The organism is Chryseobacterium salivictor (assembly GCF_004359195.1).
GTDB classification, from domain to species: domain Bacteria; phylum Bacteroidota; class Bacteroidia; order Flavobacteriales; family Weeksellaceae; genus Kaistella; species Kaistella salivictor.
On sequence record NZ_CP037954.1, the window covers coordinates 1,669,428 to 1,686,345 of the forward strand.

16 protein-coding genes are annotated in these 16,918 nt (G+C 32.0%); 15 read left to right on the forward strand and 1 reads right to left on the reverse strand.

Annotated features, from left to right (window positions below):
- A complete protein-coding gene (locus NBC122_RS07735; protein WP_133439825.1) occupies positions 1 to 1,254 on the reverse strand; it encodes a TlpA family protein disulfide reductase in 1,254 nt (417 codons plus the stop codon).
- A gap of 841 nt (positions 1,255 to 2,095) precedes the next feature.
- Here NBC122_RS07735 and NBC122_RS07740 point away from each other — a divergent pair.
- The 15 genes from NBC122_RS07740 to NBC122_RS07815 all read left to right on the forward strand — a co-directional run bounded on the left by NBC122_RS07740 (position 2,096) and on the right by NBC122_RS07815 (position 16,661).
- Positions 2,096 to 2,356: a helix-turn-helix domain-containing protein gene (locus tag NBC122_RS07740; protein ID WP_133439826.1), complete on the forward strand. Its 261-nt coding sequence runs from the start codon at positions 2,096 to 2,098 to the stop codon at positions 2,354 to 2,356.
- A gap of 237 nt (positions 2,357 to 2,593) precedes the next feature.
- Positions 2,594 to 3,391: a hypothetical protein gene (locus tag NBC122_RS07745; RefSeq protein WP_133439827.1), complete on the forward strand. Its 798-nt coding sequence runs from the start codon at positions 2,594 to 2,596 to the stop codon at positions 3,389 to 3,391.
- A gap of 242 nt (positions 3,392 to 3,633) precedes the next feature.
- The gene (locus NBC122_RS07750; RefSeq protein ID WP_133439828.1) at positions 3,634 to 4,632 is read left to right on the forward strand and encodes a S1 family peptidase; all 999 of its coding nucleotides are present in this window, start codon (positions 3,634 to 3,636) and stop codon (positions 4,630 to 4,632) included.
- An 8-nt stretch (positions 4,633 to 4,640) separates the two neighbouring features.
- Positions 4,641 to 5,060, forward strand: coding sequence for a toll/interleukin-1 receptor domain-containing protein (locus tag NBC122_RS07755; RefSeq protein WP_246012285.1), 420 nt, complete (start codon positions 4,641 to 4,643; stop codon positions 5,058 to 5,060).
- A gap of 305 nt (positions 5,061 to 5,365) precedes the next feature.
- On the forward strand, positions 5,366 to 6,073 hold the full coding sequence (locus tag NBC122_RS07760; protein ID WP_133439830.1) for a leucine-rich repeat domain-containing protein: 708 nt from the start codon (positions 5,366 to 5,368) through the stop codon (positions 6,071 to 6,073).
- A 775-nt stretch (positions 6,074 to 6,848) separates the two neighbouring features.
- Positions 6,849 to 7,196, forward strand: a complete 348-nt coding sequence (locus tag NBC122_RS07770) for a hypothetical protein (protein WP_133439832.1) — start codon at positions 6,849 to 6,851, stop codon at positions 7,194 to 7,196.
- Between the two features lie 313 nt (positions 7,197 to 7,509).
- Positions 7,510 to 8,130, forward strand: coding sequence for a hypothetical protein (locus tag NBC122_RS07775; protein WP_133439833.1), 621 nt, complete (start codon positions 7,510 to 7,512; stop codon positions 8,128 to 8,130).
- A gap of 297 nt (positions 8,131 to 8,427) precedes the next feature.
- Entirely contained in the window at positions 8,428 to 8,793 is a 366-nt protein-coding gene (locus NBC122_RS07780) for a hypothetical protein (protein ID WP_133439834.1), read from the forward strand.
- Between the two features lie 363 nt (positions 8,794 to 9,156).
- Positions 9,157 to 9,672: a Panacea domain-containing protein gene (locus tag NBC122_RS07785; protein WP_133439835.1), complete on the forward strand. Its 516-nt coding sequence runs from the start codon at positions 9,157 to 9,159 to the stop codon at positions 9,670 to 9,672.
- Positions 9,644 to 10,255 (forward strand): hypothetical protein, encoded by a 612-nt coding sequence (locus tag NBC122_RS07790; RefSeq protein WP_133439836.1) that lies wholly within the window; start codon positions 9,644 to 9,646, stop codon positions 10,253 to 10,255. Before NBC122_RS07785 ends, NBC122_RS07790 begins: the two co-directional genes overlap by 29 nt.
- 305 nt (positions 10,256 to 10,560) lie before the next feature.
- On the forward strand, positions 10,561 to 11,202 hold the full coding sequence (locus NBC122_RS07795; RefSeq protein WP_133439837.1) for a hypothetical protein: 642 nt from the start codon (positions 10,561 to 10,563) through the stop codon (positions 11,200 to 11,202).
- Between the two features lie 85 nt (positions 11,203 to 11,287).
- Positions 11,288 to 12,718 carry a hypothetical protein gene (locus NBC122_RS07800; RefSeq protein WP_133439838.1) on the forward strand — a complete coding sequence of 477 codons (1,431 nt, stop codon included), beginning with the start codon at positions 11,288 to 11,290 and terminating at the stop codon, positions 12,716 to 12,718.
- Between the two features lie 193 nt (positions 12,719 to 12,911).
- Positions 12,912 to 13,616: a GNAT family N-acetyltransferase gene (locus tag NBC122_RS07805; protein WP_133439839.1), complete on the forward strand. Its 705-nt coding sequence runs from the start codon at positions 12,912 to 12,914 to the stop codon at positions 13,614 to 13,616.
- Positions 13,617 to 13,771: 155 nt separating this feature from the next.
- On the forward strand, positions 13,772 to 14,698 hold the full coding sequence (locus tag NBC122_RS07810; RefSeq protein WP_133439840.1) for an SMEK domain-containing protein: 927 nt from the start codon (positions 13,772 to 13,774) through the stop codon (positions 14,696 to 14,698).
- Positions 14,699 to 14,933: 235 nt separating this feature from the next.
- Positions 14,934 to 16,661, forward strand: a complete 1,728-nt coding sequence (locus NBC122_RS07815) for a DUF2326 domain-containing protein (protein ID WP_133439841.1) — start codon at positions 14,934 to 14,936, stop codon at positions 16,659 to 16,661.
- Positions 16,662 to 16,918: the final 257 nt, after the last annotated feature.

Below are 16,918 nucleotides of genomic sequence, written 5' to 3' on the forward strand. Positions count from 1 at the left end.
TTATTTATCCTTAATCACAAACATCATTAGATTTCGTTCTTCTTCTGTGACTTGTAAATGGTGTTTTGCAAAAGCGCTTTTAAGTGAATTGAGATCCCGGATATCTTCCTTTTCAATACCTGTGTTTCCAACAAATTTGGATTCATCGATGATCGGTAGGGAGGTAATGTTATTGTCTGCGTTTAATAGACTTACAAGGTTTTGCATGGACAGTCCTGTATCAGAACGCTGCTGTTTCTTCATCTTCGTGGTGTTTTGCCGGATCACCAGGCATTTTACTTTCTGCTGTTCTGTGGACGCGGTATAATCGGTGGAACGGTTTAAAGCCGAGAGCATATTATTATAGAGACTGTCCGCATTGGCAACCGTGTCAATATATTCAAAAGTGTAATACCTTGCATCTGGTACGGTTGTTTCTTTACTTGGATCAAAAGTAATTTCAGAAGGGAATTTTACGAAGTTGCTGATTCTTTTATCACTGAACTGCTCGCCATTCTGGGAAAAGATTTCGGCTGCAATCCCCCGATAGATAAACATCAGAACCACATTTGAAAACAGCCTGCCATAAACGACCTGATCTTTTCTCCTGAAAACACTTCCTGCAGCCGCCGACCTGATTCTTCCTTTGGACAGGAAAGTGTAGTTCCTTAATGCGGTCTGTTTTTCCAGATCGAAGTTTTCAGAAAGCATGAAGGGCCGTGAGCGGTCTACCTGAATGACGGTTTGCAGCGATGAGTTTTTGTCATTAAGGATTTCCGCTACCGTCTGTTCCGTTACCTGTTCAGCGTCTGTGGTATTGATGAGTTTTCCGTTTTTGATCCACGCGATATAGGGTACTGCAGTATGCGGAAACAGCTGGTGAAATGTTTTGTCTTCTTTCACGGAAGCTGTTTTACTGTAGCGTTTTCCATTAGCCGTGGAAAAGAATTTATCCAGAACAGCGGAACTTTCACTGGTGACCGGAATAATTTTTATCCTGCCGCCGAACTGTTTCTCAAGTTCTTCCATTTTCGGGAAGTTTTTCAGACAGCTGCCGCACCAGGTCGCCCAGAAGTCCAACAGAATAAGTTTCTCACGATCCTTGCTGAGCTGCAGGGTTTTCTGTGGGCTGTTGACGAGTTGTAGGGGAGTGGTCCAGACTTCTTCGGGAATAGAATCCCCAATTTTTAAGGCTTTCAGCTGTGCAGGAATCTGCACAAACAGCAAGGTCATAAATGTTAGGGAAAGGATTTCCCTGCAAAACTTATTTTTCATAGTTTTGTATTGGTTTTTAAATTAAGTTTAATTACTATCTCTGCTCTTTCCTGCGGCTGCAAACTTTAGGGAAAGGGCGTTTTTTTATTAGAGGAGAGAAAAGATGATAGATAAAAGATGATAGACTAGGTGCTGTACCGTTTAAAAAGCGGATGGCGCATTCAAATGGTGAAGTATCTATGGAGCATCCCTGTTTTCAATCAAGAACTACTTTTCACTTGGCTCTTTTTACTTTTTACTTGGCTCTTGCCAACCTCGGATCGCCTTAGGGGAAAGCAAAACACAAATGATGAAGAAAAGAAATACTTCCCCACTAAAGACAAATCCATTGAAGAGCATTGATATGAATGTGAGGAGCTCTTATGAGGTGTCGGTAAAATTGTTGACGAATTGATTCATGATGATAGCATGAAAATTATTGTAGCAAGGGTTTTTCTAAACCTGATTTCCCGCGAAGCAATGAAGCCGCAATGGTTGTGCACACCATTGTAAGTGTCGTAGATACTTATTTTGAAAAGCGGGCTTAGGGAATTGAGAATACCGGATACAAAACGGCATGGGTCTCAACAAATCCGATTCGGGGTACTGGTATACCTTACATGCAGATAAGTGAGCCCACGCCTAGGTCGTGAGCTACTTTACTTATCGTCTCGCATGTTAAAATTACCAGTTTTCGAATTCGAGATTCTAAGCAATAGCTTCTATATTTTTTTGAAGTATCGCAAAATTACATCTTTAGACATAATCTTATGGCAAATATAATAAATATTTATTAATATGGTAATATATAACCATGAATTATTTGGTTCCTTTTACAAAATTGCTATTTAAATACAAAATTGTGGATAGCAAAGAAGTTTTAAGGTTATATATGGAAGCATTTTCTGAAAATTTAAAAGAAATTAGAGCCATTAAATATAAATCAATGGATGATGTTGCACAGAATTCTACCTTTGATTCTAGCAATTATAATAAATACGAAAATGGAAAGGGTAATCCTACTATAGAGACGCTACTTAAAATGGCTTCTGCGTTCGGTATTCCGCCAAAAGAGTTATTTGATTTTGACTTTGATCTAGAGAAGTATAAAATAGAGGAATGAATGAATTATTATCTCGACTAAAAAATCCGAGAGCATTATTTGATTTTGGTATTACGAAATATAGAATTGAAGAAATCCTGACGAGAGTTGGGATTTCTAGTTTTTACAAAAGGGTGAAAAGACCCTTTTTTTTGGTTTTTGGGGGAGCCATCAGAGGATAAGGAATGAGGTTTTGTATATTTGGATATTGCGTAAAATTATCACTTCAAGGGGGAAACATAAACTATACACAAAACGATGATCGAAAAAATATACCATTATACAGATATTACAACTTTAGGTTTAATATTAATGAACAAAACCATCCGCTTCAAACGATTTGATTTGATGGATGATAGAACAGAAACAGATGGATTACCAGAAATGTTGAAAAAGAATTATTTTTTATCATGTTGGGTTTTAGATATGAATGAAAAAATTCCCCAGTGGGCGATGTATTCTCCGAAAGGAGTTCGCATTGAAATGCCAGTTAAATGGTATAAAAAATTTCCTATACCCATTGCGGGAACCGATCAGTATTTGGAAAAAATGCCAGTGGAAGAAAGTCATCCAGCTAAAAATCTATTTTATCCAAGACCATTTTTCGACTGGTATCAAAATGGTCAGAAATACTACTTTGTACCTCCTATGGATGAAGAGAATGGGTTTGTTGTCCAAGTTGAATATGATGAAAACTTCGCCACGTTAAAGAAGGAACATTGGAGAGAAAACGAAGACGGGAATGGAATAAGTTTATCACACCAAGCAGCTCCAATAAAATTTAAAGATTCGTATTGGTCATTTCAGGATGAAGTTAGATTTTATTTATATGCAGGTTGTAAGCATGAAGAAAGGCATAATCTTCCGGAGCATATAGATATTCCAATCGATGAAAATGTTTTGAAGGAGATAAAGATCAGGGTTTATCCTAATTGTTCACAAGAGGACTTTCAGAAAGTGAAGGATATCGTAGGTGATAATTTTGCGACATTTGATGCTAACGAAATAATGGAGCGGAGTCTTTTAGATGGCAAGTATTTCCCGAAAAACTCATAGAATACAATAGATGCTGACGAGCGTTGGGATTTTGTTTTTATGGGAAGAGGTAATGGGGATTGAAAAGTTGTTTGTATTTTTAGACTCCAAGAAAATGCAAATACTTTTTATATATTTGATTTGATAATAATGTATTACTATAGTCATACAAATACACCTAGGTTTGGGTGGCTTTATATGCTTTTGTCATGCATATAAACGAGTTAGCAGAAATTATAACCACGTAAAACTCTCAATCAAAGATGCCAAATCTAGCAAACGAAATTCTAGAATTCTTTTCAATTAATACTATAAGTAATTCATTTGTAAAAAAACAAACACCAAAATCTATTGATGAATTTGTAAGTCAAGCACAACATATTGATTCGTTAGATTTACATAAATTCGTTAAAACAATAAGTATTTTAAAAAATGAAGGTCATTTAATTTCTGCAGGACTGCTTCCAAATGGAAATATTCCTATTGCAAATGAGTTACTAATTGCTCCAAGTTATGATGAAGAATTTGCTGATTATGGTTCATATAATTTTCTTATTCATGGATTCGTATCCATAGCAGAGACATTCTCAAATTCCGTAAGACCAATTGTCGTTCTTTCGAAGGACGGAATTCCAGACATTGGTACAGCATTTCTTTTAGGAAATATACATACTATTATAACAGCTAGGCATGTAGTTGAAAATGCGAAATTAATTACTATAACAAATGACAAGGGGGAGTTTGCGAAAATTAAACATATAAGCTTCCCTAATGATAAAAACATCGACATTGCGTTCATTCTTATTGAAAATTTTGTTTTTTCTCATTGCAAGCCTTTTAATGCAACAAATGCAAAAATTCTTGAAAATGTTTTAACAATTGGATACCCTCCAATTCCCGGATTTGATGCTTTTCAACTATACGAAATATCTTCTATTAACAATAGTTACAAATTTTCAAATGGGCAGATAATAGGAAAAGAAAACTCGTATCTAGACGGAATCGAATATTTAATTCTTAATGCTAAAGTAAAAGGAGGAAATAGTGGTAGTCCGGTCATTAACAATAAAGGGAATATTGTAGGAATGGTAATTCAAATTCCAATGGATTCAAAAGATGCAGAAAAAATAGACAAATTGGGGTATGGAATTGTAACTCCTTTTTCTGAAATAAGAAAATATTTAAACGGTTCAGAAAAATTTGTTGAACTTACTACGTTCATTTGCGAAAATAATAAAGAAGGGGCAATTATGATAAAATAACACCAGATTTGCGAGATGTATTTCTTTGTCACGCTTGGGATGACCGAAAAGGAGCTGCTAAGGAATTACACGACATTCTAGAATCAAAAGGAGTTTCCGTTTGGTTTAGCGAAAAGGATGTTTTACTAGGTTCATCTTTACTCCGTGAAATCGATAAAGGATTAATTAAGTCTCGTGTTGGAATCGTATTAGTTACCCCTTTATTTCTAAAACGTATTAAAGGGGAAGGAATTGCTGATAAAGAACTTTCTGCACTTTTAGCTCGCGATTTACTTGTTCCTATTGTTCATAATACAACTTTTGATGATTTACGGGATGTAAGTCCCTTGCTTGGTTCACGAAGTGGCTTAAGCACTATAGAAGATTCGATGGAAGAAGTTGCTGCAAAATTAGCGGAATTAGTAACCCCCGAGACTATACTAGATTGATTAAAAAAGGCTAATAAAATTCCGATAAAGAACTGCAATAATGACTAAGGTTTCGTCTTGTCTGTAAGACAAGAAATGAAAGCGTTTTGTACACTAAGGCTTCGCTGAGAGTTCAACAATATTTTAGATAAAAAACGAAAACTAGGTGTAGTAAAGAGGATTCAAAAAGAAATTACTAAATTTGGTTTGACTGACAAAGACATTAAAATCATAACCGGATGATTATCAATAGAATAATTTAACGTTAGTCAGAAGTTTATTAAAACCCATATCAAAATGAATTTTAATTATTTAGCAAAATTTTTATGAGTGATTCTATAAAATTAAAATTCGGATTTTGGAATTTTAACTTTAATTTTTGGACAGGAAATTCTTTTCGTTATGACGACTCAAGAATATTTGACACTAAAATATTAATTGTTGATACTTCGACTTTAAATCCTGAATATTATTCGATGTCAAGCAAAGAAAAAAAAGAAATACGTAATCATTGGATTAATGCACTTCCGCTACTTTATGATGTCGAATATTTGATGACAACTCATCAAATAGATCAGGAGTTTTTTGATTCTATCTGTAAAATGAAAAATCTAAAAGGTCTTTACGTAAAATGGGGGAAAATTGACAATACTTCCAACATTAAAAATCTTGAGAATTTAGAGCATTTATATTTTGGTAGTAACCCAAGAATTACTTCATTAGAAGGATTTGAAGCATTAAAAAAACTAGATCATTTAGAACTTGAAAATTTTAAAGCGGTTTTTGATTTTACAACTCTTAGAGAATTAACAAACTTGAAAACTCTATCAATTACTGGATCAATTAGTGGTCCTTCCACACCAATTAATGACTTGTACTTTTTAAATAATCTCAATAAGATCCAAGAAATAGCATTCGATATTTCACTCAAAAACAAGGATGTTTCTCCTCTTTATCGATTTTCAAAAATGGAAAGATTATTCCTACCTTCATCACTAGATAAAAAATTACGAAAAGAACTAAGTAACAAATAAAATAACCTGCAGATAATAACTAAGCTTTCGTTTTGTCTGCAAGACAAGAAATGAAAGTCCGTTGAACGGAACCTCCCTGCTGCGCAAAGTCTCCGACTTTGAGCCACAATAATTACATTCCTCACAAATTAATGAGATACGGTTTTTTCTGATTTATACGGTTTGAAGACAGATGCTTTAAGCACAAGTTCCAGATTAAATTTTTTGATGATAAAATGAGCGTAAACTAATAAGGGAATAAGTCTCTGGAATGTTGATATGATTTTTCCTTATTGACTTCTTTGTAGTATCGTTCGGAACATTGATTAAGAAGATCTTGAGTTTTCTGCAAATCATTTCGAAGTTGCTTTACCCAAATAACAAGCAGTAGGATGATTATTACTGCGATAAAATTGTAGATTTTTACAGTTTTCATAGAATTCGTTTTAACAAATATAGAAACACAGATGATAATCAGTGAGTTTTTTGATAGAAAGGGTGAAAATATCTCGCGGAATTGCAATCCGTGACTATTTTCGATATAGAAATATATAAAATTGATGAGTAATCCTAATGGGAGTTGGGATTTTTTGTTTTTAGGGGAAACCGTAATTGGGATTGAAAAGGTATTTGTATTTTTGGAGTACAAGAAAATGCAAATACTTTTTATATATTTGATTTAATGATGATGTATTACTATAGTCCTACAAATACCCCCAGATTTGGGCGGCTTTATATGATTTTGTCATACATATAAACGAGTTATCTGTGATTTTAACCAAACAATCCTTTAAAAGTGAAAAATATTATTAAACCAACTATTTTAAGTCTAACTATTTTGACTTCTTGTGTCTCAACAAAAGTAAGTTCTGAAAACAATTTTGACTTTTCTGTTCTCAAACCTAATTCAAAATATATTATTGAAACCAAAGACGGAAATAAAATAAGGGCGTTTCAACTTACTAAAATAAATGAGAATGAGATTATTGGAAGTCAGGAAAATAAAGAAATAATTATTGAAAAAACTAACGTCAACAAAGTACTAAAATTTAGTGCAGGAAAAACCATTCCATTAGTATTAGTTGGAATTGGTGTAGCAATTATTGCACCTGCCTATGCAGAAAATAAACCTGTTGGACAATAAAATATTATGAAAAATATTATTTCAGCATTATCAATTTTAATTATCATTTCATGTAGAAACGATGATAAGACAGATAATATTCAACCTGAAGCAACAAAGAGACAATAAACTTGATACAGTTAGAAGATATTTCACAAAAATAGATTAAAAACCACAGATAACAGCGGTTTTGCAATAGTGCGGGATCTTCGCAAGTTTAAAGATTTTAGATTTTCCGAAAATTAGCTTATAATAGAAAGTGTCCGCTTTATAACCGCACCATCGCAAAGCCGCAAAACGTTAGCAGCAAGGCAACCGCAGACCGATCAATGATATGAAATATAAGCCAACACCATTAAATATTGTTTGTGTACTCGCAATTGGACTTGCAATTTATTTCGCTTTAAAACCTGGACCAGAAGGTTGGGGTTTTGGTATCACCATTTATCTCATTCCTGTAATTTTTGTCGGACTTTTAGTTGATTTCGTTCTACAAAAATTCTTGACTAAATATTTTATAATTGTTGCTATTGAATTAATTCTATTGGCAGCAATTTACTTTGTTTATTGTTGGACACAAAGGACAAAAACTCTTATCATTCCTGACAAACTGGAAAGTCAATATGTTGTGACAATTTATAATGTTGAACATTCTGCAAAACTGCCAAATGGTTGGAATTACGAAATTAAAATTCCTGAAAATGGTATTTTATTGACATCTTCATCTTTTGACGACGATCTTGGTGAGACAAAAATGAAAACTTATTCAGGAATAAATTTAAATTCTAAAGAAACAGAATTAGGTTGGGGAAGAATAACAAATGGCAAGTTTATATGCGATGGAAAAACGCACGAATATCAAATCTGGATTGTGGACAGTTCTTGTTGTGGATATTCACTTAGTGAAATAGAAGATTTTAAATTAAATTTACAAAAGAAATTCTGTGAAAAATGAAAAATATGCCCTGCTGCTAATAACTAAGCTTTCGTTTTGTCTGCAAGACAAGAAATGAAAGCCCAGTGGTAGAAAAGCCTTTCGTTTTTACTGAAAAGGGTGGTGGTCACTTTGAACCGAAACTGTGTGGCCAATTACTGAACTTTGCAGTTAAGTGAAAGTTTCCTTTTTTATCTCGTAAAAGCCCGTTGCTTTTTTTTATAAATTTACTAACTTCATTGGCTTTTGATTACAGTTTTGCTAAACTAAAACTTTTCGCTACGATTTCCGTTAGTGAAAACGATAACTTTTCAATATATGAAAATAATATTTTTCACTGTGCTATTAGGACTTCTATTGCTTTCTTGTAACGTGTCAGACTCTGTTGAGAAATTACCTGAAGGATATGAGTTTGTGTATGAAGGGGGCAATCAAAACAGACTAATTAAAAACCATAAGTTAATTATTGATAGTGGTGTTGTAGAATGTAAATATAGTGATGACTACCTACTAGTTTCGGTAGACACAACTTATTCAATGAACCCTGAAAATGTAGATAAAAGAAATTTAAAGTATCTTTTTCAAAACTTTAAAAAGGACACAGCCATACACAGCATATCCTACAACAGTTTAAAGTTAATGATAAAAGATAAATCTTTAGAAAATATTGATATTACAAGGTAGAAACTCCGCTGGCAAAGTCTTCTGACTTTGAGCCCCCTATCTCGCGGAATTGCAATCCGTGACGTTTTTCGATATAGAAAAATATAAAATTGATGAATAATCCTAACGAGCGTTGGGATTTTTATTTTTATAAAAAGGTTAAAAGGCCTTTTTTTTTGTTTTTACGGGAAGCTGTAATGGGGATTGAAAAGTTGTTTGTATTTTAGACTCCAAGAAAAAGCAAATACATTCATTTTTCGAAGTAAAGGGCATTTTTTTAATAATATGTATTTATAATTGTTATAAATTAAGTTAAAAGGATTGTATATGAGAGAAATTGGATCTACATTTGTAACGTATTAAAAATAATACACATACGCAAAAATGTATACTGCTTTACAAATATCATCACACTTTATTAAAAAGGGTGTAAGTCCGTTAAAATTGCAAAAATTGCTCTTTTATGCGCAGGTATGGTTTTATGCCAAAACTGGAAAAAAATTATTTGTTGATAATATTGAAGCATGGGTTTTGGGTCCAGTAGTACCGTCGGTTTGGCAACAATACAGACACATGAGAAGAGGGGATGAAATTAATGATAGAAAAGCTGATTACTCTGCAATTTTAAGTGATGAGGTTCATGCTCATTTAGATGAAATATGGAGAGCATATGGCAAGTTTACAGGTGTAGAACTAGTGGATATAACACATGCTGAAAATTTATGGGTAGATGCTCGTGCGGGATTAGACGATCACATCAATTCCAAAAATATAATTTTTATCAGTGATAATATTTTAGATGATTTTAAACTTGATCGGTACGGATATATACCTGCTGCAGACAAAAAATCACCAGGATATGGACAAATAAATGGCTCGGTTGGAGAAGAATTATTTTAAAATCGATATCCGTAAAATTCATTCTACTCCCTCTCAAAAAGAGGGAGTTTCTTTTATAGATGAATCCTACAGTTTACGTATAAAACGGGAGGATCGTAGTATAGGATGGATTGTTAATCTAGAAATATACACCCATTATAAAGTTGCTCTAGTATCATTTTTTCTGTCAGTAAATGGAAAAAACAGTAAAATAGCAAAATTCAAGAGGAATACCGGAAAGCACTGTATTGATCCCACGTTTACTTTAAGTTTATTTAGGCATTGCTTTGAAATTTGTAGAAATGCTTGTGATAGCACATATTCATTTGGATTTTATGCATTAGATGATGATTTAGAAGAAAAAAAAGAAGATATGAATAAACGCATGTCTTCCTATACTGCATTTCTTTCTAGGATTGCTGAACGTACTTTACCTGGATTCCAACAAGCTGGTAACGTCACCCAAAATCTTTTAATTATTTATGATCCAAAAGTGTCGAAATTAGCTGATGTAGAGGAGTTTATTAGGATATATCAGCCAATAATAGAAGCAGAAGTAAATAGCCTTTATGGTAAAAAAGAATCTCATAGACTTAAAATGTAACTCCATACACCCCGCTCGCCGAAATCTCCCGACTCTTGTCGCAGATTTGTGATCCGTGACGTTTTTCGATATAGAAAAATATAAAATTGATGAATAATCCTGACGAGTTGGGATTTTTATTTTTATAAAAGGGTTTAATGACCCTTTTTTTGTGTTTTGGAGGAAACCATAAGGCTGTAAGGAGGAGGGTTTGTATATTTGTGAATTAACCTTAATTCTATGCAAAACCTAATAACCATACCAGAACCAGAAAATGTAGTTTACACCTTAAATGAATTATATAACATTGATAATATATATATGTTATGGATAATCACATGGCTGCAAGTTGGTGTTGGTCTAAAAAAATTGATGTAAACGAAAAATATAACTTTTTCCATATTGATCGACATTATGATCTTTTAAATGGCTCAGTAAGTGATTGGGTAGGAAAATTAAGAGAACTAAATTTTAACATTGTAAATTCAACAATTGAAGAATATGTCAATGCTCATTATATGGATAATCGTTTCAATAAAAAAACGAAAATTTTCAGATATGATAATTATATTACAATTTTTGCTAAATTGTTTCCCAATCTCATAAATGAAAAAAAATTTGCCACACATGAAGATGGAACTGTTCCAGAAGATTGGCAACAAATGTATCAAGTTCCGTTTTATGATTTACATACAAACCTAGCATATTGGATTAATGAAACAAAAGAAAATTGGATTGTAAATATTGATTTAGATTATTTTTTTTGTGATGATAATAATGGGATTCGATATCAAATTTTTACTGACGAATATATAAAAAACATAGGCAAAGAAATTTTTAAATGCTTAGGTAAAATCACAGTTATAACTATTGCTTTGAGTCCAAGTTTTTGTAATGGAATAGATAATTCAAAAAGAATCGCCAATTTATTATTGGACGAAATAACTACAGACAATTGGGTAATTTAAAACTTCTGCAAATAACTAAGCTTTCGTTGTGTCCCCAGCTGTCCGAAGTGTCTGACTTTGGAGTTTTTTAGAAATCCGGTAAAAAATGAACACTTCAACTCAACAAATAGAAAACAGTAAGAATTTTGAATCTGAATTACGTTTTATTGACAAACTAAATTCTTTGGACAAATTTGAAGTTGATATTCTTGAAAGCGATGGTGCAAAAGGTTGTTTATCGAAACTACCTGAAACTTTCAAACTTGAAATCAATGCAAGATTAATAGAAGATGATGAGAATAATATTGATTTATCATTTATCATAGATGACATTATTTATGAAACAAAAAAACTCGGAAGTTCATCGAGCAGCACAGAATTAAAAGCAGATAAATCTGTTAATTTTCAAACTGAAATCGAGCTAAAAAGTTTTCACTCAAAAGAATTTAGTAAAGAAGGATTATTTAAAGCATTCTTTGCGGTTGACTTAAAGGAGATAAAGACATTCCACACCGAATTCGAAACCGTTACTCACCAAAGACAAGGAATAGAATATTTTTATGATTGCCTACGCATAAATCTAAATGGAAAACATTATGATGTTACCCAACTAAAAAGTGAAGCAAAAGGGTTTTACATTTTCGAGTGTTTAGAGAAACAACGCTATGACGATTTTTCAGATGCTTGTTTTTCTATTCAACAAGCAATAGGCTTCATTAACAAATTAATGGTTGGAGGAGAAAAATTTGTATTTAATGATGCAGGTGGATTCTATTATTCAAACTATATCAGACCAACTATTAAAGGAATGTATAGTCCAGTTACAACAAATCCATACTCATATTTGGATATTGACAGAGAAATTGCAGACGAATTTTATAATAAACTGACCAGAATTTCATTGGAAAACTTATCTAGTTTAGTCCATAAAATATATAATGAGCCAGAGTTTTCAGTAGCAATTTTAGTCATTTTAGAAGCAACATCAATTCGGTCACTACTAATTATTCCAAGCTCTTTCGCTGTTATTATTGAACAACTTTCAAAATATTTAAGTATAGAAGAAATAGGATTAGAAAAACCAATAACTGACTCTATATTGAAAGACAAAATAACCAAAGAACTTCACAAGGTCATTGATGATAATAGTGAGACTTTAAGTAATAAAATTATAACAAAATTAAAAAGACGGTTGAATGAAATCAATAAGCCTATAAACAAAGAGCATTTAACGAATAATGAAAAACTCACTCGTCCATTTGAGCAACTTGGAATAAACTTAACATTACACGACATTACTATCATTGAACATCGTAATGATTTGTTACATGGGAATATATTACTAAAGATTGATGACTCTCAAGATGAAGAAAAAACAAATCTCTATATGGCGTATGTTTCAGCAAAACTATTTACTCTTATAAGTAAACTTATTCTAAAAAGTATTGGATACAGCGGATATGTATATAATCAAGCAAAGTATTTAGAAAAACATATGAGTATTGAAACGGATCAGGAATACTTTGAGAAAATCTAATAGCATCTAATAGCTAAGCTTTCGTTTTGTCTGAAAGACAAGAAATGAAAGCCCGTTGAACGGCAGGAAAGCCAGTCGTTTTTACTGAAAAGGGTGGTGGTCACTTTAATCCGAATCGAGGTGGTCAATTATAATGAACTTTGCAGATAGAAAATGAATTTTATGAATTGGTCAATAAGAATAATGTTTAATTATGCAGACGAATAAATATATAATCAATTTTTCACCTACAGAGCAGCAAATGGCTGAAATATATAGTTGGACTACTTTTCCTATAAATAATTGGAGTTCGATTGATTCTTCTTTTAGAAATAAGACCTTAGCAATAGCGATTTATGAAAATAAAGTTATTGGTTTTATTGCATATAAGCTAGAGGGTGCTTCTATTTACATTGAAATTGTAAATACGCATCCAAACTTTGAAAAAAGAGGAATTGCAAGATTTCTTGTGGGAAAAATTGCAGAGCTTTATTCTCATTCAGAGTATAAAGCTTTCTATCTGTTTTGCGCTCCGAATGAAACACAGTGTTTTTGGAAAAAATTAGGCTTCGATTATTTTCCGGAAAACCAACTAAAAAACAGAAATGAACGTATTTGGATGTTTTATATTTTTGGAGAAGTATGCACTATAAAGAAATATGCAGAAATAAAAAAAGGAGAACATTTTGTAGAAATTTGGAATAGTGAACTGAATACAGATAGTTGCGACCCCAATTGGTATACTGACATTGAATTCCATGATAATACAAAAAAACTTAAAAAGCCGTTGTTGTTTTTTGGCGATGACAAATGGCAAATAAGAATTAAAGCCGGAATATATGACATGACATGCCGATATAAAGATTATGATAGAACGAGCGAAGTTTTTGAATGTTTTTTTATTGATGAGATAAAATAATATGGAAACCCCGATTTTCTGCGAAGCAATGAAGCCGCAATGGTTTTGCACCATTGTAGTATTTTGTCGTGTAAGAATGCTAGCTTAGCAGCAAATTTAGCTTGATTATTTTCTATCTTTGCAGTAATTACTATATTAATAATTTATTTATATACATGGATAATCGACATTTATATTTAACATTAATTGGAAAAAGATTGGCATACCTCAAAACAGAGGTAGAGCTTTTTAATTCTCTCAATTTAACAGATATTAATGTTTATGCAGAAAATTTTTATAGAGATTTTTTTAATAGGTTAGGCTATGAATTTGATAATACGAATTTTATAGAAAACAATTTTGCTCATATTGATTTAATTGATACCAAAAATAAATTAGCTATCCAAGTAACGTCTCAAAACAACAACAAGAAAATAGAGGAGGCAATTGATGGTTTCTTCAAAGACCCTACCCATAAGGATTATAAATTGAAAATATTGTTAATCGCTAAGGACGCTAAAGATTACAGAACCAAATTTGGAAACAACTTCAATCATAAAGAAGATGTTCTTGATATAAAGAAAATTTTAGCACGCATAAACAATATTACTGCTTTAGTTAAGCTTAAAGGAATCGCAGATTTTCTTAACGAACAAATCTTACAAGATAGAAAGAAGACGGAATCCAATGAGGTAGAAACGATAATGGCTCTTATAGAATATTTAAGCAAAGATGATAACCGTAGTATATCTGAGAAACCGGAAAATGTAGACCCTCAATTTAAAATCTATAATAGGTTTTCAGAACATAGCGTTTTTTTGATAAATTTATACACAGAACTTTGTACAGTTTATCAGCAACCATTGATTGAAGCTAAGCGAGTAATAGATAGCGTAAAAGCAATTAAAATATCGAGTTATTTGAAAGATGAGAGTGATAAGTTTTTAACTGCTGAAAGTAATGACCCGCAGGTGGCATTAGAAAAATTAGCTGAGTTATTTTACGGTAAACTTTCCGAAAACGGAATTAAGTTCGATAAAATTGGTATAAAGTTTTATTTGTTAGATGAATTAATCAATTGTAATGTTTTTCCCAATAATTAATAATGTTAGTATCTAAAGACGAAAATATAAAAACATCATCTGTATATGTTGCTTCATTGATTCTGAAAAATATTCAACGTAAAAAGGTTGACAAGATTTCTATTTTCGAATTATCCAAAGACCTTAAAAAATACAACATCACACGATACAGACATATTTTTTTTGGGCTTGCATTTTTATATTCATCCGGAATAATTGATTTTAAAGAACCCTTTATTTATGTCAGAAAGCAGAAATGATTAAGATTAATAGATTATATAGCGAACCACAGATATTTGAGCCTATTTCTTTTGAATATGGGATAAATATCATTATGGGAGAAGAGGCAGAAAGCACTAATAAAAAAATTGGTGTAGGTAAGTCTATTTGTATAGAATTTATAAACTTTTGCCTGCTTAAAAGAATTGCAGATAGTAGATTAAATTTGATTCCTAAGAAATATTCTGATATAACAGAAAGTCAAATTAAATTAGACCTTGACTTCAATGATAAGAAAATCACTATATCTCGTTCAATAAAAAACCAAGAAGAAATATCAATTTTCGTCAATGGGGAAGAAAAGATTTTTGACAGATTAGATGATGCTTCCGATTATTTGGGTTCTTTGTACTTTGAATTATTTCCAACAAATTTAAAACGACTAAGTTTTAGAAATTTATTGCAACCAATTATCCGAGATGAAAGATCAGAGTTTAAAGATTTAATTCAGTCCCACGATACAAAAAAAAGAATACCTTCTGACTTTGGCCCCCACCTTTTTTATTTGAATTTAGGTCTCGAAAAATATTCAGAGATTAAAACGTTGAATGATGAGTTACAAAAAAGAAAAACATACTTTACTGAAACTAAAAAATTAGTAACTCAAAACGATGAATTAAAAATTCAAGATGCCAAAGCTCATTTAAATGAGTTGGAAAGTGAAGTTTTAAAAGTCAATAAATCTATTGAAGGGTTAAAGAACAATGAGTCTTTTGAATTACTTCAGGAAGATTTAGTGAGATTAGAAAATAGATTGTCTGAACTTAGAACACGTCAGCAAGCTATCAAATACGAGATTAAACAAATTGATTCTTTACCCAAACCGGAAAATATTAATGAAAATGAAATATCAATAATATTTAATCAATTTAAACAAGGATTGGGAGATTTAGTTGAAAAATCTTTGGATGACCTGAAGGGATTTAAAAGCAAAATAGATGGGTTTAGAAGTTCTATTGTAAATAACCGATTAACTGCTCTAAAAAAAGAGCTTACTCAACTCAATGAAGTAGTTAGGAAATTAGATGATGATTATTCTCAAAAAATTAGTCTTGTAGATAAAGGCGAAGTTTTAAGGGATCTGAAAACTTCAATCAAAATCTTTAATGATAAAAACAGCGAACTAAGTAATCTTCGTTCCTTGATTGAAAGATACGATACTGCCGAAAGAGATAAAAAACTATTTGAAGCAGAAAAAACAGTTCTAATTTCTGATTTTGATGAAGAGTTATACCAAAAGTCTAAAATAATTAAGAGCTTTAGAGAAACAATATTGGAGATTCACGAAAAAATAATGGGTAACAGAGAAGCTCATTTTGATATCAAGACAACAAAAAATAAAAGTGTTGTCGAATTTGTTATGAGAACCGATGATGATGGCAGTCATTCTACTGAAAGAATGAAAGTTTTCATCTATGATGTTTCATTAATGCTCAATGAATACACAAAACAGTACCATCCTGGGTTTTTAATCCACGATAATATTTTTGAGGATGATGACTCTATTGAAAAAAGCTTAAATTTTCTTTACGGCTTCAATGAAAAAAGTCCGAACGAATTTCAGTACATCGTGACCTTAAATAGTGATCTTATTGAGTTGGCTGCCCAAAACAATAAATTACATTTTAATGTAAATGATGTAAAGAGAGCAGCTTTTACAAAAGAAAATAGATTTTTAGGATTTAAATATAATGAGACTAAGTAAATGAGTAATAAGATCCTGCTGGCAAAGTCTCCGACTTTGAGCCCCTGCTGCGCAAAGTCTCCGACTTTGAGCCACAATAATTTCTCCTGCTGCTCAAAGTCTCCTGCTGCGCAAAGTCTCCGACTTTGATCCTGCTGCGCAAAGTCTCCGACTTTGAGCCACAATAATTTCACTCCTCATAAATTAATGAGATACGGTTTTTTCTGATTTATACGGTTTGAAGACAGATGCTTTAAGCACAAGCTCCAGATTAAATT

Bases quoted from the DNA above. Each gene is read 5' to 3' on its own strand.
- NBC122_RS07735 (WP_133439825.1), bottom strand. From the start codon at position 1,254: ATGAAAAATAAGTTTTGCAGGGAAATCCTTTCCCTAACATTTATGACC.
- NBC122_RS07745 (WP_133439827.1), top strand. From the start codon at position 2,594: ATGATCGAAAAAATATACCATTATACAGATATTACAACTTTAGGTTTA.
- NBC122_RS07750 (WP_133439828.1), top strand. From the start codon at position 3,634: ATGCCAAATCTAGCAAACGAAATTCTAGAATTCTTTTCAATTAATACT.
- NBC122_RS07760 (WP_133439830.1), top strand. From the start codon at position 5,366: ATGAGTGATTCTATAAAATTAAAATTCGGATTTTGGAATTTTAACTTT.
- NBC122_RS07775 (WP_133439833.1), top strand. From the start codon at position 7,510: ATGAAATATAAGCCAACACCATTAAATATTGTTTGTGTACTCGCAATT.
- NBC122_RS07780 (WP_133439834.1), top strand. From the start codon at position 8,428: ATGAAAATAATATTTTTCACTGTGCTATTAGGACTTCTATTGCTTTCT.
- NBC122_RS07785 (WP_133439835.1), top strand. From the start codon at position 9,157: ATGTATACTGCTTTACAAATATCATCACACTTTATTAAAAAGGGTGTA.
- NBC122_RS07790 (WP_133439836.1), top strand. From the start codon at position 9,644: ATGGCTCGGTTGGAGAAGAATTATTTTAAAATCGATATCCGTAAAATT.
- NBC122_RS07795 (WP_133439837.1), top strand. From the start codon at position 10,561: ATGGATAATCACATGGCTGCAAGTTGGTGTTGGTCTAAAAAAATTGAT.
- NBC122_RS07800 (WP_133439838.1), top strand. From the start codon at position 11,288: ATGAACACTTCAACTCAACAAATAGAAAACAGTAAGAATTTTGAATCT.
- NBC122_RS07805 (WP_133439839.1), top strand. From the start codon at position 12,912: ATGCAGACGAATAAATATATAATCAATTTTTCACCTACAGAGCAGCAA.
- NBC122_RS07810 (WP_133439840.1), top strand. From the start codon at position 13,772: ATGGATAATCGACATTTATATTTAACATTAATTGGAAAAAGATTGGCA.
- NBC122_RS07815 (WP_133439841.1), top strand. From the start codon at position 14,934: ATGATTAAGATTAATAGATTATATAGCGAACCACAGATATTTGAGCCT.